Below are 18,563 nucleotides of genomic sequence, written 5' to 3'. Positions count from 1 at the left end.
AAGCATCACTGAGCGGGTTGGGCAGGGCCAAGGAGTCTAACCCGGCTTTCGGGCGGACGACCACACTAAACAGGTGGTTTTAAGGTTACCCACGATCCCTGTGGCGAGGGGGCTTGCCCCCGTTCGGCTGCGCAGCAGTCGTATAACCAGTGCATGCGGTGTAACTGAAGGAATGCTGGGGAGTGCTTCGCACTCCAACGGGGGCAAGCCCCCTCGCCACAGGCAAGCCCCCTCGCCACAAAAGCAACCTGCCAATCGGGCAATGACCTTCCCTGCCCCGAGGCCTATAATGCCGGCCTTTCGTTCCCTCCTTCGGCACCTCGGAGCCCGCATGACCCAGGATCAACTCAAACAGGCAGTGGCTCAGGCCGCCGTCGACTTCATCCTCCCGAAGCTCGACGACAAGAGCATCGTCGGGGTCGGCACCGGCTCCACCGCCAACTGCTTTATCGATGCCCTGGCCAAGCACAAAGGCGCGTTCGATGGTGCAGTCGCCAGCTCTGAAGCCACCGCCGCCCGCCTCAAGGGCCACGGTATTCCGGTGTATGAGCTGAACACCGTCAGCGATCTGGAGTTCTACGTCGACGGCGCCGATGAAAGCGACGAGCACCTGAACCTGATCAAGGGCGGCGGCGCAGCCCTGACCCGCGAGAAGATTGTCGCGGCCGTGGCCAAGACCTTCATCTGCATCGCCGATGGCAGCAAACTGGTGCCGGTGCTCGGTGCGTTCCCGCTGCCGGTCGAAGTGATCCCGATGGCCCGCAGCCACGTGGCTCGCGCGCTGGTGAAACTGGGCGGCGACCCGGTTTACCGTGAAGGCGTGCTGACTGACAACGGCAACATCATCCTCGACGTGTTCAACATGCAGATCACCAACCCGGTGGAGCTGGAGACGCAGATCAACGCGATTGTTGGCGTGGTCACCAATGGCTTGTTCGCGGCGCGTCCGGCGGATTTGCTGTTGTTGGGTACCAGCGAAGGCGTGAAAACCCTGCGGGCTCAGTAAGAAATACGCCACTCCTTGTAGGAGCCGGCTTGCTGGCGATGAGGACATAACAGTCAACATCCATGTTGGCTGTTAAACCGCTATCGCCAGCAAGCCGGCTCCTACAGGAGGTTGGGGTGTTGGTCAGGGTTGTGCTGGTTTTTTGAAGACGTAGAACAGGTTCGGCTCGCTCACCAGGTACATCGTGCCGTCGTCATCCATGGCGATGCCTTCTGCTTGCGGGACGGTCTTTTGCAACCCCTGACGCCCTTTACTCAGTGACATGGTGCTCAGTGGTCGCCCGTCCACATCCAGTTCCAGAATCAACCGCGACTCGTCGGACAGCGCCAGCAAATGGCCGCTGCGCTCGTCGTATTGCAGGCTCGACAGGTCACGCACGAACATCCCGGCATCGCGCTTGGGGTTGTTGACCACGTGCACCGCGTAGGATTTCTCCGGGTTGTAATGCGGGAAACCCTGCACTTCGTAGATCAGCATCGGGTCGCGCTCCTTGGCGACAAACAGGCGCTTGCCCACCGAATCGTAGGCCAGGCCTTCGAAACCCTTGTTGCCGCTCATGTGCACACCGAGGGTCATCTGCTCGGCATCCGCCGCGTCGAGGAACGTGGTGTCCTTCTCCAGATGAATCTTGATCAGTCGTTGCTCGCGTTCGTCGGTGATCACGTAAGTGTCGGCGCTGATGAACTCCACCGCCTCAGGGTCACCGAAGCCAACCAGCGAAATGCGTCGAATGATCCGCCCGTCCAGCGACATCTCGATCAGCTCGGCGTTTTTGTTGGTGACGGTGAACAGGCTTTTGCGCACCGGATCGAAGGTCAGCGCCGACACATCGTCGTTCAGCCCGTCGATGACCCGGGCTTCGATCTCAACCCGGTATTGATCCAGGCCGATGGACTCGCTGCTTAACGGTTGCCAGAGGGTGTGCAGGTTGAACCAGGCGCGCTCGAACAGACGCATGTATTGGCCGACCGCAACCAGTGCGGTCAGTGCAATCACTGCCAGGATCAGAATGAGGGGTTTGGGACGGGCAAGTCGGCGCATTCAGGCGAGCTCGGAAACAGAAACAGGCGGATGAAATATCACGCCTGTATGAATTCAAGCTTAATGGCCAGTAGCCTTTGACCACAACTCTTGGATTCGGGCGGCTATTTCTGCTTTTCGAAACGGTAGAACAGGTTCGGCTCACTCACCATGTACAAGTTGCCCGCGTCGTCCATGGTCACGCCTTCGGCACGCGGAATGGTCTTCTTCAGGCCGTTGAAGCCGCCCAGCAAGGTCATGAAGCTGACCTGCTCGCCCTTCTCGTCCAGTTCCAGAAGCAAGTGGGAATCGGCGGACAGCACGAGGGTGTGGCCGGTGCGCGGGTCGATGGCCAGCCCCGACAGGTTGCGGATGTCCAGTTCGTCATTGGCGAGTTTCTGCTTGTCGCCCTTGAGGATCTGGCTGCCGTCGCTTTTCCAGCTGAACAGCGCCGGCGGACGCTCCTCACCCAGCAGAATTTGTTGATTGCGCGGGTCATAGACGATGGCTTCGAAGGCCTTGTTCTGGTCTTTCGAAGGGCCGAGGTCATATTTAGGGAAGTTATCGCGGTTTAGTTCGCGAGTGTCGGCATCGACCTTGACGATGGAGAGCATGTGCTCACGCTCATCGACGATGGCCAGCAGACCGTTGCCCATCACGGTCACGCCTTCCGGGTTGCTCCAGCCCACCAGCGGCATCTTGCGCAGGACGTCGCCCTGCAAGGTCAGCTCAACGAGGAACGGGTTTTTGCCCATGACCGAAAACAGGGTTTTGGTTTGCGGGTCGTAAGCCAGGTCCGACGCTTCATCCTTCTCCATGCCCGGTAGCAGCTTGGCGTCGATCACCGCGCGGTAATCCGGCAGCCAGATACTTTCCTGACGCTCGGCCGGGCTTTCAAAACGCTCATGCAGCCAGAGCACACCGCGATCATCCCAATGCATCGCAAAGGCGAGGCCATATGCGGCGGCAGCCACCAGCAAAAGCCAGGAATACCAACGCATGACAAAGCGCGGGCGGCGGGCGGTTTTGACAGTGGGCAGCGGTCGGGTGGCCATTCAGGATGCGTTCCAGAAATTCAGGCTACGGGTAATAGCACAATTGGGACCGGCTCAGACGCCAGAATCCGCGGAATTATCCAGACAAGATGTGAAAAAAACGGGAAATGGCGGGATTGCCCTGCATGAGTGGCGCTTTGCATGAGACAGATACACAACTCCCTGTAGGAGCCGGCTTGCTGGCGATGGCGGTGTCACATTCAACATCTATATCGAATGTTGTACCGCCATCGCCAGCAAGCCGGCTCCTAAAAGGTTTGCGTTGCGTTAGCGGACGCTGCTGGTGAAGCTGCTGGCGCCCGGCAATTCGATCACCAGTTCATCACCGACATTCAGCGGGCCAACGCCCACCGGCGTGCCGGTCAGGATCACGTCACCGGCCTGCAGCGAGAAGCAGCCGGCCATGTGCTGGATCATCGGCACGATCGGGTTGAGCATCGCGCTGCTGTTGCCATCCTGGCGCACTTCGCCATTGATGGTCAGCCGGATGCCAATGTCAGTCAGATCGGCAAAGGTGCTGCCGGCCACGAACGGCGCAATCACCGCCGCGCCATCGAAAGACTTGGCGATTTCCCACGGCAAGCCCTTGGATTTCAACTCGGCCTGTTTGTCACGCAACGTCAGGTCCAGGGCCGGGGCGAAGCCGGAGATGGCATCCAGCACTTCTTCACGGCTCGGTTTGGTCGACAAAGGCTTGCCGATCAACACCGCGATTTCCGCTTCGTAATGCACCGAGCCACGCTCGGTCGGAATGCTGAAACTTCCTTCCAGCGGCACCACGCAACTGCCCGGCTTGATGAACAGCAGCGGCTCGGTAGGCACCGGGTTGTCCAGTTCCTTGGCGTGTTCGGCGTAGTTGCGGCCGATGCACACCACCTTCCCGAGCGGGAAGTGAATACGCGTACCGTCGACATACTGGTGCTGATAGCTCATTTCCGACTCCTGTTTCGTAGCGCTTAAGTTCGAAAGTCAAACAGCGAAGATTTTGCCCGGGTTCATGATGCCGTTCGGATCGAACACCGCTTTAACCGCTTTCATGTACTCGATCTCAACCGGCGAGCGGCTGTAGGTCAAGTAATCGCGCTTGGTCATGCCCACGCCGTGTTCAGCGGAAATCGAGCCGTTGTACTTCTCGACGGTTTCGAACACCCACTTGTTGACGGTCGCGCACTTGGCGAAGAACTCGTCCTTGCTCAGATTTTCTGGCTTGAGGATGTTCAAGTGCAGGTTGCCGTCACCGATGTGGCCGAACCAGACGATTTCGAAGTCCGGGTAGTGTTCGCCGACGATCGCGTCGATTTCCTTCAGGAAAGCCGGGACTTTCGACACAGTGACCGAAATGTCGTTCTTGTACGGCGTCCAGTGGGAAATGGTTTCGGAGATGTACTCGCGCAGCTTCCACAGGTTTTGCAGTTGGGTTTCGCTCTGGCTCATCACGCCGTCCAGCACCCAGCCCTGCTCGACGCAGTGCTCGAAGGTTTCCAGGGCGTGGTTGGCCACTTCTTCAGTCGTCGCTTCGAATTCCAGCAGCGCGTAGAACGGGCAATCGGTTTCAAACGCCGCCGGCACGTCGCCGCGGGCCATGACCTTGGCCAGGGCTTTATCGGAGAAGAATTCGAAGGCGGTCAGGTCGAGTTTGCTCTGGAACGCGTGCAGTACCGGCATGATCGAGTCGAAATCGGCGGTGCCGAGGACCATCGCGGTGAGGTTTTTCGGCGCACGGTCCAGACGCATGGTTGCCTCGACCACAAATCCGAGGGTGCCTTCGGCGCCGATGAACAGTTGGCGCAGGTCGTAACCGGTGGCGTTCTTGATCAGGTCGCGGTTCAGCTCCAGCAAATCGCCTTTGCCGGTGACGACTTTCATGCCAGCGACCCAATTGCGGGTCATGCCGTAGCGAATCACCTTGATCCCGCCGGCATTGGTGCCGATATTGCCGCCAATCTGACTCGAACCTGCCGAAGCGAAGTCCACCGGGTAGTACAGGCCTTTTTCTTCGGCGACGTTCTGCAAATGCTCGGTGACCACGCCCGGCTGGCACACAGCCGTGCGGTCAGTCATGTTCACGTCGAGAATCTGGTTCATGTAGTCGAACGACACGACCACTTCACCATTCGCGGCCACGGCAGCGGCGGACAGGCCGGTGCGACCGCCAGAAGGCACCAGCGCCACCTTGTGCTCGTTGGCCCAACGCACAATGGCCTGGACCTGCTTGGTGGTCTTGGGAAACACGATGGCCGTCGGGGCCGGGGCGAAATGCTTGGTCCAATCCTTGCCGTAAGCATTCAGGGAGTCGGCGTCGGTCAGCACCTTGCCAGGCTCAACCAGGGTCTTCAGCTCATCAATCAGGGCAGGATTGGTCATCGACAGAACTCTCGAACAATTCATGGTCATCCTGAGAACGCTTCACGTCGCAGGAATGAGTGTTTAGCGGGGTGCGTATGCTAGCATACCGACCCCGCAGCATAGAGCCCAACGGCTATTCTGCGGCGACGGCTTTCTTGCCGTCGGGGTCAGCATCTGTTGACCATTTCCTGCCATTTTTCTCCGGGATACAGGTTTACGCAGATGAGCAAGACTTCTCTCGATAAGAGCAAGATCAAGTTCCTTCTTCTCGAAGGCGTCCACCAATCGGCTGTCGACGTTCTCAAGTCGGCGGGCTACACCAGCATCGAGTACCTCACCGGTTCTCTGCCGGAAGCCCAGCTGAAGGAAAAGATCGCTGATGCGCACTTCATCGGCATTCGCTCCCGCACTCAACTGACCGAAGAGATCTTCGATCAGGCGAAGAAACTGGTGGCTGTCGGCTGTTTCTGCATCGGCACCAACCAGGTCGACCTGAACGCGGCTCGCGAACGCGGCATCGCGGTGTTCAACGCACCGTACTCCAACACTCGCTCCGTTGCCGAGCTGGTGCTGGCAGAAGCGATCCTGTTGCTGCGCGGCATTCCTGAGAAAAACGCTTCCTGCCACCGTGGCGGCTGGATCAAGAGCGCAGCCAACTCCTTCGAGATCCGCGGCAAGAAGCTGGGCATCGTCGGTTACGGCTCGATCGGTACTCAACTGTCGGTCCTGGCTGAAGGCTTAGGGATGCAGGTGTACTTCTACGACACCGTGACCAAGCTGCCACTGGGCAACGCAACCCAGGTCGGCAACCTGCACGATCTGCTGGGCATGTCCGACATCGTCACCCTGCACGTTCCGGAAACCGCTGCGACCCAGTGGATGATCGGCGAGAAGGAAATCCGCGCCATCAAGAAGGGCGGCATCCTGATAAACGCGGCTCGCGGCACGGTCGTTGAACTGCAAGCCCTGGCGGACGCAATCAAGGACAAGCACCTGATCGGCGCGGCCATCGACGTATTCCCGGTGGAGCCTCGCTCCAACGACGAAGAGTTCGAAAGCCCGCTGCGTGGCCTGGACAACGTGATCCTGACCCCGCACATCGGTGGTTCCACCGCTGAAGCGCAGGCCAACATCGGTCTGGAAGTGGCAGAGAAACTGGTCAAGTACAGCGATAACGGTACCTCGGTATCGTCCGTGAACTTCCCGGAAGTGGCCCTGCCGGCTCACCCTGGCAAGCACCGCCTGCTGCACATCCACGAGAACATTCCGGGTGTGATGAGCGAGATCAACAAGGTCTTCGCCGAAAACGGCATCAACATCTCCGGTCAGTTCCTGCAGACCAACGAGAAAGTCGGCTACGTGGTGATCGACGTCGACGCCGATTACTCGGAAATTGCCCAAGAGAAGCTGCAGCACATCAACGGCACCATTCGTTGCCGCGTGTTGTTCTGATAGCGACTTGAGCGACAAAAAAAGGAGCCCTTCGGGGCTCCTTTTTCATGGGTACTACACTGTCATTTAACGTTGACGGTGATTTTCTCTGACACGATCGGTGGATCGAAGGCCATATGGTTCATGTCGCCCAACTCCAACTGCAAGGTGTGCTTGCCTGGTGTCAGCGTCAGCTCGGTTTCTGTCTGCGCCTTGCCGAAATGAACGTGATTGGCATCTGCCGGGATGACTGCCCCTGCTGCCACTACCTCCTTGGCATCGACCAGCAAATGGTGGTGGCCAGTGTTCTTGGTGGTATCGCCCGCTGGCGCCAACGCAACGTTCTCAACAGCGAATTTGATTTTGAAAGTTTGCGGGACAGTTCCACCATCTTCAGGAGAAACGATGGACACTTCGGCGCCTTTGGGGGCCGGTGTTGCAGCACTGGCCAGCACCGAAACGCCCATCAATAGGCCAGCCAATGCTGCTCGTGACATAAACGTTTTCATTCTCTTCTCCAGTTTTTCCGTAAAATCCGCGTGGCCGAGACAACTTCACGGCCATTCGTTGTCGAAGGATCTCGACAACCATAGCAAAGCGAGCCTGAACCAGCGCATCGCAATAATGAATTCAAAGGAGTGACCATGCGCTTTTTGCCTGGCCTGATCTGCCTGCTACCCCTTTTGAGCCCTTTGGCTCATGCCGAACTGATTGACGATGTCTTCGATCGTGGCGAACTGCGCATTGCTATCGAGGCTAATACACCGCCCTTCAATTTCAAGGACGACGGCAAACTCACTGGCTTCGAAGTCGAGTTGGGGCAAATGCTGGCCAACGAACTGGATGTGCGCGCCGACTTTGTCGTCACTGATTCCACCGATCTGTTGCCCGGTGTTGAAACCGGCAAATACGATATCGCCATCAACCACATAGCAATGACCCCGGAACTGAAGGATCGTTTCGACTTCACCGAGCCTTACATTCACACCAATGCGCAATTGATCGCGCAGAAAGAAGAAGAGCCGCGTTCAATCCTGCTGGTGCAGTCGCTGACAGAAGAAAAGCCGAAAGCCGCCCCGGCTGTGGACCTGGCGATTCCGTTTCAGAAGGGTAATCCGGCGTTTCACGCCAGCCTGGAGAGTGCGTTGGCACGGATCAAGGCGGATGGACGACTGGAGGCGCTGGAGCAGAAGTGGTTTGGGGCGGATACGAGTGTGGCGCCCAAGCCTTAGAAGTTGTCGGCCTCTGGATCCACCCCTCACCCTAACCCTCTCCCCAGGGGGGCGAGGGGACTGACTGTGGAAATTTGAAGAAAATTTGCGACCTGAGAGTTTTGTATTGAATCCATAATCGACTCGATCTTTCAGGTCGATGGATAGCGTCTGACACCTCGGTCAGTCCCCTCGCCCCTTGGGAGAGGGTTAGGGTGAGGGGATGAATTCTGGATCAACCCAAAGCCCCCAAAGCCACCGCTGCCTCAACCAACTCCAGCTCACTGAAGACCTGAACCCCATTGCGCTTGAGCAACGCCGCCGTCACCCCTTCACCACTGACCTTCACACCGCTGAAGCTTCCGTCATACGTCAGCACATTCCCGCAGGAAGGGCTGTTGGCCTTGAGCACCGCAATCCGGATACCGTGCTGTCGCACCAACTCCAACGCCTGATAAGCCCCCGACAGAAACTGCGCACTGACATCCTCGCCCTCGGTTGTCATGACCGAAGCCTGGCCATCCAGCACTTCACCACCCTGCCCGCCCGGTATCTCCGCCGCGGCCCTGGGCGTCGGCAAACCACCGGCCACTTCCGGACACAGCGGCACCACCCGGCCTTCATCAAGCCATTGTTGAAGCTGATCGAACGGCCCGCTCGCCCCGCCGTCGTAACGCACGCGGTGGCCGAGCAGGCAGCGGCTTACCAGAATTTTTTGCATGATCAGAACGGCTCGTTACCACGACGCCGGAACCAGCCCGTCAACGACAGGCGATCCCGGGTCGCGGGCAGGACTTCGTGGGGCACCTCGCCCGACAAAAACACCACCAGGCATCCGCCGGTGGGCACCACGTCGTGTTCGATGCCTTCATTCAGGTACATGCGCAACTGGCCACCGTGCTCGGGCAGCCAGGCGTCATTGAGGTAGATCACCGCCGAGACCATGCGCCGGTCGTCGTCACGAAAACGATCGACATGCTTGAGGTAAAAAGCACCGGGCGGGTACAGCGCGAAATGGCTTTCGAAATCTTCCAGGCCCAGATACAAGCCGCGATTCATTGCCTCACGCAGGCTGTCCATCAAACCCAGGTAACTGTCGCACGCCAACGCCTGGCCGGGTTCGATCCACTGGATGTGGTCGCCGCGAATCCCCTCGCGAATCTCCGATGTCGGCCCCCGCCCCACGGCCGCCGGGGCCAATTCGCCCTCGGCTGCACGTTTACGGCACTCAGCCGCCAGTTCCCGGGTCAGACCCAGAGGCAGGAAAATATTCTGCTGCGACCAGCCGCGCTCGGCCAGGTCGTCGACGATACGTAACAGCAGCGGGTGATCAGAGGATATTTGCATGGCGCGCATAGTATGCCTGTGCCTGCAAATCCGACAGAGCCGCGCAGCGGAGGATTTGTCGGATTACTGATACGAATTCTCGACAAGTACGGAAGCCGCACGGAGAATAGTCGCCTGCTGACAGGAGTCCCTATGCGCCGTTTGCTTTTTTCACTGCTGATGCTCTGTGTTTTGCCCGCTTGGGCAGACGGCCACGACCAGTTGTACAAGGTCGCCGGTTGGCCAGATCAGCGCGCGCATTTTAACGACGCCCTTTCAGCCGCCCAGCAGCGCTACCAGAACAGCCTGCCGCCGGCAGTGTTTCAGGCCCTGGTGAACAACAGCAATCAACGTTTTGCCCCCCAGGCCGTGGACCAACGCGCCGAAGCGCAATTGCGCAAAAGCCTCTCCGACCCAAAACCCGCACTGGCCTTCTTTCAATCGCCCCTGGGCAAGAAAATCGTCGCCGCCGAATTGCTGGCGACCCGTCGCGATCAGCTGGCGAAAAACGCCAAGGGTCTGCCGAAGATTCAAGCCAGCGACAGCCGCATGCTGATCATCGGTCATCTGGCCCAGGCCCTGCCCGCTCGCGAGGCTGGCGCGGAAGTCAGCCTGGCGATTGCCGGTGTTGCGGCTGACAGCCTGAGTTCGATGATCCCCGGTTTGCTCGGTGGTGGACAGGCGCAGGGCATGTTGAACGGACAGCGCCAGCGCTTGATGGACCAGATCGGGGCTGATCTGAACAACACGTTGCTGTACGTCTATCGCGACTTGTCGGATGAAGAGCTGGAAGAGTTCGCCACGTTTGCCGAGTCCACCGAGGGCAAGGCGTATTACCAGGCAGCGCTGGCGGCGATTCGGGCGGGGTTGGCAGTGGGGCAAAGCACCTCGAACCTCAGCCAGTAATCTTCGGCGTCTGATACACCGCCATCGCGGGCAAGCCCGCTCCCACATGAAATGCGTCGATCACAAAACCTGTGGGAGCGGGCTTGCCCGCGATGGGGCCCTAACGGTCGCTAAAGATTCCGGCCTTTGATCCGCTTACTCAAAAACCCGAAATACTCCCGCCGCATCTCCACCGTCTCATTCGCCAAATGATGCCGCGCCTCCGGCAACATCAGCACCTGCGGCCGATCGAACTTGGCCTTCAACACCTCAAGGTTATGCTCCCAATCCACCGTCATGTCCGCCTGCCCCTGCACAATCAGCGGTTGCCGTGGACTGTTCGGCGCCGCCTCGATTCGCTTGATCCACCGCGCCAATGCGCCAACCCAGGCCGTCGGTAATCGCAGCGGTTGCAATGGATCGGCTTGCAGGAACGGCAAGAAGTCAGGGTCGTTGGAGTTCTCGCTGAAGCGCCGGGCGATGCCTTTCACGAAGGGCTTGAGCAGGTAATAACTGAGCTGCGACCAGCCCCAGGCGCGCGGCCGCACCAGCGGTGACAACAGAATCACCTGGCCTTGCGCCGGACTGTTCGCGCCTTGATTGAGCACGTGATCGATCACGATTGCTCCGCCGGTACTCTGCCCGCACAGATGCCACGGCTGCGGAAGGTCCAGCGACTGCGCCTCGGCAAGCAACCCTTCCAGCGTGTGCTGATACTCGGCGAAATCCTTGATGCTCGCCCGTTCACCGCTGGACAGACCATGCCCGGGCAAGTCGCAGGCAATCACCGCAAAGCCCTGATCCAGCGCCCACTCGATCACATGCCGGTAGAGCCCGGTGTGGTCGTAGAAGCCGTGGAAAAGAAACAGCGTCGCCTTCGCCTGCTCAGGCCACCAGACCTGACTGACCACTTCATAGCCATCGACCTCGAAACGCCCCAACCCGCTGCGCTGGGTTCGCCCCGGAAAATCCAGCCCGTAAAATCGCTGATAGGCCAGCGCCTCCACCGAAAGCGGCTGCCACTCGGCCAGTGGCCGCAGGCTGGCACGCAAATGATCGGGGTCGAAAGTGGCAGACATGGGCTAATCCAGAGCGCTAAACAGACTTTATGGGCCTGCGATATTCATCTGTCGCGGCAAGCATGGCAAGCTAGCCGACCTTCGAGGATTGAAATCCATGCGTCCGGCCTACCGCACCACACTGCTTGCCAGCCTGCTCGCCCTCGTGTGCGCCGGCGTCTTGTGGGCGGCTTATGACTGGTTTCAGGGGCGCTACCTGCGCGCCTTCAGTTCACACACCGCGGTATTTTCCGGCGATCCGCTGCGCCTGCCCGACGACCTCGCCGGCCCCGGCGCCATTCGCCTGGTGCACTTCTGGGATCCCGCCTGCCCGTGCAATGTCGGCAACCAACAACACCTGACCGAACTGGTTGAGCACTACGTGCCGCAAGGCGTGGAGTTTTACGCGGTACAAAAACCCGGCAGCCACGGTCAGTTGCCCAGCACTTTGAGCAGCCTGAAAACCATCACCGTGCTCCCGGGTTCCGAACAGATCCCCGCCAGCCCGGCTGTGGCGATCTGGGACCGCAGCGGCAAACTGGCGTATTTCGGTCCGTACAGCGAAGGCCTGACCTGCAATTCGAACAACAGCTTTATCGAACCCATCCTGCAAGCACTCAGCGAAGGTCGGGCGGTGGGCGCCACCCATACGCTGGCGGTCGGTTGCTACTGCCCTTGGCCGGAGGAAGTGAAGTAAGGCAATCCTGACTTTTCCAGGACCGCGATGCCCGGCACAGGAGGTCTGTGCTACATGTTTGCAGCCCGCACGGGCGGCAATCCCGAAGAACAAGGAGTCACCATGAAACGCGTCCTGACCGTACTGGTATTGCTGATCGTCACGCTCGTCATCGGGGTCGGCGGGTACGTGTACATCAAGCAGCCGACGCGCCAGGGCCAAGTGGAGTTGCAGCACCTTCAGGGTTCGGTGACCGTGCGCTACGACGAGCGCGGCGTGCCGCATATCCGCGCCGAAAACGAGATCGACCTCTACCGGACCCTCGGCTACGTGCAGGCCCAGGACCGCTTGTTCCAGATGGAAGCCATGCGCCGCCTCGCCCGGGGCGAGCTGGCAGAAATCCTCGGCCCGAAACTGGTCGACACCGACAAACTGTTCCGCAGCCTGCGCATACGCGAACGCGCCGAGAGCTACGTGGCCGCGCTGGATCGTCAGTCACCGGCGTGGAAAGCGCTGGAAGCCTATCTGGATGGCATCAATCAATATCAAGACACTCACGCGGCGCCCATGGAGTTCGACGTGCTGGGCATCCACAAGCGCCCTTTCACCGCCGAAGACAGCATCAGCGTCGCCGGTTACATGGCCTACAGTTTTGCCGCCGCGTTTCGCACCGAACCGTTACTGACGTTTGTGCGCGACCAGTTGGGCGCCGAGTATCTGAACATTTTCGACCTCGACTGGCAGCCCAACGGTGTATTGGCCAAATCCCGTTCAACACCCGGCCCCACCCTCGCCGCCGATGACTGGAAAGACCTGAACGCCCTCGCCCGCCTGAGCGAACAAGCGTTGGCCGACAACGGCCTGCCGCAATTCGAAGGCAGCAACGCCTGGGTGATTTCCGGCAACCGCAGCAAAAGCACCAAACCGTTGCTGGCTGGTGACCCGCACATTCGCTTCTCGGTGCCGTCGGTGTGGTACGAGGCGCAATTGTCGGCGCCGGGCTTCGACCTGTACGGCCATCATCAAGCACTGGTGCCGTTTGCCTTTCTCGGCCACAACCTGGATTTCGGCTGGAGCCTGACGATGTTCCAGAACGACGACCTCGACCTGATCGCCGAGAAGGTCAACCCGGACAACCCGAACCAGGTCTGGTATCGCGGCAATTGGGTCGACATGGTCAACACCGAGCAACAGATCGCGGTGAAGGGCCAGGCGCCGGTCTCCCTGACGCTGCGCCAGTCGCCCCACGGCCCGATCATCAACGATGCACTCGGCACCGCCGCCGGCAAGACGCCGGTGGCCATGTGGTGGGCGTTCCTTGAAACGCCGAACCCGATCCTCGAGGGTTTCTACCAACTCAATCGCGCCGACACTCTGGCCAAGGCTCGCGCCGCAGCGGCCAAGGTTCAGGCACCGGGGTTGAACATCGTTTACGCCAACGCCAAAGGTGACATCGGCTGGTGGGCCTCGGCGCTGCTACCGAAACGCCCCGCCGGAGTGAAACCCGGATTCATCCTCGACGGCAGCACCCATCAGGCGGACAAGGAAGGTTTCTACCCGTTCAGCGCCAACCCGCAGGAAGAGAACCCGGCGCGCGGCTACATCGTCTCGGCCAACTTCCAGCCCGTGTCGCCGACCGGCATGGAGATTCCCGGCTACTACAACCTCGCCGATCGTGGCCAGCAACTCAATCGCCAGCTCAGCGACAAGAACGTGAAGTGGGACAACGAGGCGAACCAGAAGCTGCAACTGGGCACCACCACCGCCTACGGCCCGCGTCTATTGGCGCCGCTACTGCCGGTGCTGCGTGAAGTGGTCAGCGATCCCGCCGAGCTGAAACTGGTGGAGCAACTGGCGCAATGGAAAGGCGACTACCCGCTGGATTCCACCAGCGCCACGCTGTTCAACCAGTTCCTGTTCAACCTGGCCGACGCGACAATGCACGATGAGCTGGGCAATGACTTTTTCGAAATCCTGCTCTCGACCCGCGTGATCGACGCTGCGCTGCCACGCCTGGCCGCGACTGCCGACTCGCCGTGGTGGGACAACCGCAACACCCTCGGCAAGGAAACCCGGGCCGACACGGTGAAGGTGGCCTGGCAAGCGAGCATCGCCCATCTCAAGACCACCCTTGGCGCTGACTTCGCGCAATGGCAGTGGGGCAAGGCGCACACCCTGACCCATGGTCATCCATTGGGCATGCAGAAGCCGCTGGACCGGATCTTCAACGTCGGCCCGTTCGCGGCGCCCGGCACTCACGAGGTGCCGAACAACCTCTCGGCCAAAATCGGCCCGGCACCGTGGCCCGTGACTTATGGTCCGTCGACGCGGCGGCTGATCGACTTCGCCGACCCGGCCCACAGCCTGACTATCAACCCGGTCGGCCAGAGCGGCGTGCCGTTTAACAACCACTACGACGATCAGGCTGAGGCGTATGTCGAAGGGATTTACTACGAGGCGCATTTCAATGACGAAGAAGTCACGGCCAATACGCGCAGTACATTGAAGTTTTTGCCGGCGCGGGCTGCGCCGTAGATTTTGGTTGCCTGGGCTGACGCCTTCGCGGGCAAGCCTCGCTCCTACAGATGACCGCATACCCCTGTAGGAGCGAGGCTTGCCCGCGAAGAGGCCCTCAAGGACAACACAAATTCCTGCTCAAACCATCGCCGCAAAATTCAGCCTGAACTGCTGCGGTGTCACTCCCAACCTGCGATTGAACACCGTGCGCATATGCTGGGCATCGCGAAATCCGCACTGATACGCCACCGTCTTGAGCGGCGAATGGGTGCTTTCAAGCAGCACCCGCGCCGCATCCACCCTCGCCCGCTCGACGAATTCCGCCGGGGTGATTTTCGCTTCCTTGGCGAACACCCGGGAAAAGTTGCGCGCGCTCATGTTGGCCGCGTTCGCCAGATCGGCAATGGCCAAGTCACCGGAGAGGTTGGCCAGGACGTAAAGCTGCACCAGCGCCACCGCCGACGTCGGTTCGGCGTGCGGCGTGAGAAACGGACTGAACTGCGATTGCCCGCCCGAGCGCTGGGTGAACACCACCAGCCGCTTGGCCACGCTCAACGCCACTTCCGGTCCGTGGTCCTGCGCCAGCAAGTACAGCGACAAATCGATCCCTGCCGTCACCCCGGCCGAGGTGAAGAGCTCGTCGTCCTGAACGTAGAGGCGATCGGCTTCAACCTGAGTCGAGGGGCACAACGCGGCCAGCGCCGCTGCATCGCCCCAGTGGGTGGTGACTGTCCGCCCCTCGAGCAATCCGGCGCGGGCCAGCATGAATGCGCCGTTGCAGATCGAGCCAAACCGTTGCGCCAACGCGCTGGCATCACGCAACCAGGCATCGAATGCCGCGCCAAAATCCAGGAACGGCAACTGCGGCCCGCCGGCCACCAGCAGCAAATCATAAGCGTCCAGCGCTTCGCTGAAATGCCGATGGGCATTGAGTGACAAACCGTTGGAGCACGGCATCACCCCGCGCTCGACACCGATCACCTCCAAGCGGTAATGGTCTTGCGGTTCGAGAAAACGGTTGGCTTCGGAAAACACATCCATGGGACCGGTGACGTCCAGCGACTGGACGCCTGCGAACACCACGATGGCAACGGTTTTACTCATGGCAGGAATCGCCTCAAATGTGAGCCATCACACGATCCGTAGCAGCTGCCGAGCCTGCGAGGCTGCGAGGCTGCGTTCGGCTGCGGAGCAGTCGTAAACCCTGTGCATGCGGTTTGTCTGGAATACCGAGGCGTCTGATTTTACGACTGCTCCGCAGCCGAACGCAGCCTCGCAGGCTCGGCAGCTGCTACAGGGCATGCGTACAACCCGGGTTATCTGCGTCAACCCTAGCCAATCCGGGCGCAACAAGCGAGGTTGGCGCGATATGCCTGCTCATTGGCCGGGATCGCAGCCATGGATCGATTGTCCGGTTGGGGAGGCGGGAACAGACTTGCTCCATCAGCGCCGCCACGGCGTTCCCCAAGAGGAAAGCACTATGAGCAGCAACATTGCCGGTATCAAAATCCCCGACAGCGCGTTGGCCAGGGCCACCACTGAATACATTCGCGACGCCGAGTCAGACCTGCTTTTCCACCACTCGCGTCGGGTGTTTCTGTTCGGCGCCCTGAGCGGTGAGCGCAAGCAGTTGGCCTACGATCCGGAAATGCTCTACGTCGGCGCCATGTTCCATGACCTGGGCCTGGTGGAAGGTCATCGCACGGACGCCGAGCGCTTCGAAGTCGATAGCGCCAACGCCGCCAAAGCGTTCCTCAAGCCTTATGGTTTGTCGGATGGCGATATCGAGCAGGTGTGGCTGTCGATTGCCCTGCACACCACGCCGGGCGTGCCGCAACACTTGCGGCCTAACGTTGCGCTGGTCACGGCCGGTGTGGAAATGGATGTGCTGGGCATCGACTACGCCGCGTTTTCCACGGTGCAGCGGGAAGCGGTGGTGCATGCGCATCCACGGGGCGAAGGGTTCAAGGAATGCATTCTGTGTGCGTTCGCCAATGGCTTCAAACACAAGCCGGACACCACGTTCGGCACGGTGAACGCGGATGTGCTGGTGGACAGCGAGCCGGGGTTCAAGCCGATGAACTTTGTCGAGATCATCCGCAAATCTCCCTGGGTTTCCTAAAAACCTGTGGGAGCGAGCCTGCTCGCGATGAGGCCATTACAGCCACCAGTGATGGTGACTGTAATACCGCTATCGCGAGCAGGCTCACTCCCACATTGGTACCGGGTTGATCACGAATCTGTGGCCAACCTTTAAGCCGCTTCCGGCGCCTGCGCGCGACGCACGTCCGGTTGTTTCCAGGAGTCGGCAGCGCTTTCTTCGATCGCTTGCTGGATCGCACGCTTGCGCGCTTCTTCGGCACGGCGGCTGAAGAACCAGACCAGGAAGGTCATCAGCGATACCGCCAGCAGAATCAGGCTGGCCACGGCGTTGATCTCGGGTTTAACCCCCAGACGCACCGCCGAGAACACTTCCATCGGCAGGGTCGTGGAACCCGGGCCCGACACGAAGCTCGCCAACACCAGGTCATCCAGGGACAGGGCGAACGACATCATGCCGCCGGCCCCCAGGGAAGGCGCGATCATCGGGATGGTGATCAGGAAGAACACCTTCCACGGCCGCGCACCGAGGTCCATGGCTGCCTCTTCGATGGACAGGTCCAGCTCACGCAACCGCGCCGACACCACCACCGCCACATACGCCGCACAGAACGTTGTGTGGGCGATCCAGATGGTGACGATGCCGCGCTCCTGTGGCCAACCGATCATCTGCGCCATGGCCACGAACAGCAGCAACAGCGACAGACCGGTAATCACTTCGGGCATTACCAGCGGCGCGGTGACCAGGCCACCGAACAGCGTGCGACCCTTGAAGTGGGTGATACGGGTCAGGACGAAGGCCGCCAATGTACCCAGTGCCACCGCCGCCACCGCCGTGTAGCAGGCGATTTCCAGCGAGCGCACCACCGAGCCCATCAGTTGGGTGTTGTCCATCAACCCGACGTACCACTTGATCGACCAACCGCCCCACACCGTCACCAGTTTCGAGGCGTTGAATGAGTAGATCACCAGGATCAGCATCGGCGCGTAGATGAACAGCAAACCGGCTACCAGCATGAAACTCGAGAAACGGAAGCGCTTCATTCCTTGCCCTCCATTTCTTTGGCCTGACTACGGTTGAACAGGATGATTGGCACAATCAGGATCAGCAACATCACCACTGCCAGGGCAGACGCCACCGGCCAGTCGCGGTTGTTGAAGAACTCTTGCCACAGCACTTTACCGATCATCAGGGTTTCCGGACCGCCGAGCAGTTCCGGGATCACGAACTCACCCACGACCGGAATGAACACCAGCATGCAGCCGGCGACGATACCGTTCTTGGACAGCGGAATGGTGATCTTCCAGAAGCTGTTGAAGGTGCTCGAACCCAGGTCCGATGCGGCTTCCAGCAGACTGTTGTCGTGCTTCACCAGGTTGGCGTAGAGCGGCAGGATCATGAACGGCAGGTACGAATAAACCACGCCGATATACACCGCCAGGTTGGTGTTGAGGATCTGCAACGGCTCGTCGATCCAGCCCATGGTCATCAGGAAACCATTGAGCAGACCGTTGTTGCTGAGGATGCCCATCCACGCATACACGCGGATCAGGATCGCGGTCCAGGTCGGCATCATGATCAGCAGCACCAGCACCGTTTGCATCTCTTTACGGGCACTGGCAATGGCGTAGGCCATCGGGTAGCCGATCAGCAGACAGAGGACGGTGCTGATCAGCGCCATCTTCAGCGAGCCGAGGTAGGCGGCGATGTACAGCTCATCACCGGCCAGCATCGCGTAGTTGCCCAGGTTAAGCAGCACCTGGAGCTTCTGGTCGATGAAGCTGTAGATCTCGGTGTACGGCGGAATGGCCACGTCGGCTTCGGCGAAGCTGATCTTCAGAACGATGAAGAACGGCAACATGAAGAACAGGAACAGCCAGATGAACGGAACCCCGATGACCAGTTGGCGGCCACCGGGAATTATTCGATTG

Annotated in this window: 18 protein-coding genes; 7 read left to right on the top strand and 11 right to left on the bottom strand. The window is 60.0% G+C overall.

Translation table 11 applies throughout. From position 1 onward, the window contains the following. Window positions 1–331 precede the first annotated feature (331 nt). Window positions 332–1,006 (top strand): ribose-5-phosphate isomerase RpiA, encoded by a 675-nt coding sequence (gene rpiA / locus ACYZT6_RS28885; protein ID WP_462029594.1) that lies wholly within the window; start codon window positions 332–334, stop codon window positions 1,004–1,006. A 123-nt stretch (window positions 1,007–1,129) separates the two neighbouring features. Here the strand turns inward: rpiA and ACYZT6_RS28880 are convergent, their stop codons facing one another. From ACYZT6_RS28880 to ACYZT6_RS28865, 4 genes are all read right to left on the bottom strand, one after another. Next, a complete protein-coding gene (locus ACYZT6_RS28880) occupies window positions 1,130–2,047 on the bottom strand; it encodes an SdiA-regulated domain-containing protein (protein ID WP_462029593.1) in 918 nt (305 codons plus the stop codon). Window positions 2,048–2,151: 104 nt separating this feature from the next. Beyond that, a complete protein-coding gene (locus ACYZT6_RS28875) occupies window positions 2,152–3,081 on the bottom strand; it encodes an SdiA-regulated domain-containing protein (protein ID WP_462029592.1) in 930 nt (309 codons plus the stop codon). A 267-nt stretch (window positions 3,082–3,348) separates the two neighbouring features. Next, complete coding sequence (locus ACYZT6_RS28870) at window positions 3,349–4,014, bottom strand: fumarylacetoacetate hydrolase family protein (protein WP_253433409.1); 666 nt, start codon at window positions 4,012–4,014, stop codon at window positions 3,349–3,351. Between the two features lie 36 nt (window positions 4,015–4,050). Further along, the gene (locus tag ACYZT6_RS28865) at window positions 4,051–5,445 is read right to left on the bottom strand and encodes an FAD-binding oxidoreductase (RefSeq protein ID WP_462029591.1); all 1,395 of its coding nucleotides are present in this window, start codon (window positions 5,443–5,445) and stop codon (window positions 4,051–4,053) included. Window positions 5,446–5,649: 204 nt separating this feature from the next. Here ACYZT6_RS28865 and serA point away from each other — a divergent pair, with 204 nt between their 5' ends. After that, window positions 5,650–6,879, top strand: a complete 1,230-nt coding sequence (gene serA / locus ACYZT6_RS28860) for a phosphoglycerate dehydrogenase (protein ID WP_462029590.1) — start codon at window positions 5,650–5,652, stop codon at window positions 6,877–6,879. A 62-nt stretch (window positions 6,880–6,941) separates the two neighbouring features. On the opposite strand, the gene ACYZT6_RS28855 is transcribed toward serA, so the two are convergent. Beyond that, entirely contained in the window at window positions 6,942–7,367 is a 426-nt protein-coding gene (locus ACYZT6_RS28855) for a DUF4399 domain-containing protein (protein ID WP_462029589.1), read from the bottom strand. Between the two features lie 135 nt (window positions 7,368–7,502). On the opposite strand from ACYZT6_RS28855, the gene ACYZT6_RS28850 reads away from it, so the two are divergent. Beyond that, window positions 7,503–8,090 (top strand): transporter substrate-binding domain-containing protein, encoded by a 588-nt coding sequence (locus ACYZT6_RS28850; protein WP_462029588.1) that lies wholly within the window; start codon window positions 7,503–7,505, stop codon window positions 8,088–8,090. Between the two features lie 214 nt (window positions 8,091–8,304). On the opposite strand, the gene ACYZT6_RS28845 is transcribed toward ACYZT6_RS28850, so the two are convergent. Continuing rightward, window positions 8,305–8,790 (bottom strand): 2-thiouracil desulfurase family protein, encoded by a 486-nt coding sequence (locus tag ACYZT6_RS28845; RefSeq protein ID WP_462029587.1) that lies wholly within the window; start codon window positions 8,788–8,790, stop codon window positions 8,305–8,307. A gap of 2 nt (window positions 8,791–8,792) precedes the next feature. Next, window positions 8,793–9,425 carry a 2OG-Fe(II) oxygenase gene (locus ACYZT6_RS28840; protein WP_462029586.1) on the bottom strand — a complete coding sequence of 211 codons (633 nt, stop codon included), beginning with the start codon at window positions 9,423–9,425 and terminating at the stop codon, window positions 8,793–8,795. A gap of 123 nt (window positions 9,426–9,548) precedes the next feature. Here ACYZT6_RS28840 and ACYZT6_RS28835 point away from each other — a divergent pair, with 123 nt between their 5' ends. After that, on the top strand, window positions 9,549–10,301 hold the full coding sequence (locus ACYZT6_RS28835; protein WP_462029585.1) for a DUF2059 domain-containing protein: 753 nt from the start codon (window positions 9,549–9,551) through the stop codon (window positions 10,299–10,301). Window positions 10,302–10,411: 110 nt separating this feature from the next. Here ACYZT6_RS28835 and bipL read toward each other — a convergent pair whose 3' ends face one another. After that, the gene (bipL, locus tag ACYZT6_RS28830; RefSeq protein ID WP_462029584.1) at window positions 10,412–11,359 is read right to left on the bottom strand and encodes a phospholipase BipL; all 948 of its coding nucleotides are present in this window, start codon (window positions 11,357–11,359) and stop codon (window positions 10,412–10,414) included. Between the two features lie 97 nt (window positions 11,360–11,456). Here bipL and ACYZT6_RS28825 point away from each other — a divergent pair, with 97 nt between their 5' ends. Continuing rightward, the gene (locus tag ACYZT6_RS28825; RefSeq protein ID WP_462029583.1) at window positions 11,457–12,035 is read left to right on the top strand and encodes a DUF6436 domain-containing protein; all 579 of its coding nucleotides are present in this window, start codon (window positions 11,457–11,459) and stop codon (window positions 12,033–12,035) included. Window positions 12,036–12,137: 102 nt separating this feature from the next. Beyond that, window positions 12,138–14,549 (top strand): penicillin acylase family protein, encoded by a 2,412-nt coding sequence (locus ACYZT6_RS28820; protein ID WP_462029582.1) that lies wholly within the window; start codon window positions 12,138–12,140, stop codon window positions 14,547–14,549. 120 nt (window positions 14,550–14,669) lie between these two features. Here the strand turns inward: ACYZT6_RS28820 and ACYZT6_RS28815 are convergent, their stop codons facing one another. Further along, on the bottom strand, window positions 14,670–15,635 hold the full coding sequence (locus ACYZT6_RS28815; protein WP_462029581.1) for a GlxA family transcriptional regulator: 966 nt from the start codon (window positions 15,633–15,635) through the stop codon (window positions 14,670–14,672). A 376-nt stretch (window positions 15,636–16,011) separates the two neighbouring features. Between ACYZT6_RS28815 and ACYZT6_RS28810 the strand changes: the two genes are divergently transcribed. Continuing rightward, window positions 16,012–16,653 carry an HD domain-containing protein gene (locus ACYZT6_RS28810; RefSeq protein ID WP_462029580.1) on the top strand — a complete coding sequence of 214 codons (642 nt, stop codon included), beginning with the start codon at window positions 16,012–16,014 and terminating at the stop codon, window positions 16,651–16,653. Between the two features lie 131 nt (window positions 16,654–16,784). Here ACYZT6_RS28810 and ACYZT6_RS28805 read toward each other — a convergent pair whose 3' ends face one another. Then, on the bottom strand, window positions 16,785–17,675 hold the full coding sequence (locus ACYZT6_RS28805) for an ABC transporter permease subunit (RefSeq protein ID WP_131061052.1): 891 nt from the start codon (window positions 17,673–17,675) through the stop codon (window positions 16,785–16,787). After that, window positions 17,672–18,553, bottom strand: a complete 882-nt coding sequence (locus tag ACYZT6_RS28800; RefSeq protein ID WP_178082364.1) for an ABC transporter permease subunit — start codon at window positions 18,551–18,553, stop codon at window positions 17,672–17,674. The genes ACYZT6_RS28805 and ACYZT6_RS28800 overlap by 4 nt, the downstream gene beginning before the upstream one ends. Window positions 18,554–18,563 lie beyond the last annotated feature (10 nt).

The sequence above is a fragment of the Pseudomonas sp. RT6P73 genome (assembly GCF_054897715.1).
This window is presented reverse-complemented; position numbering and strand designations above follow the sequence as displayed.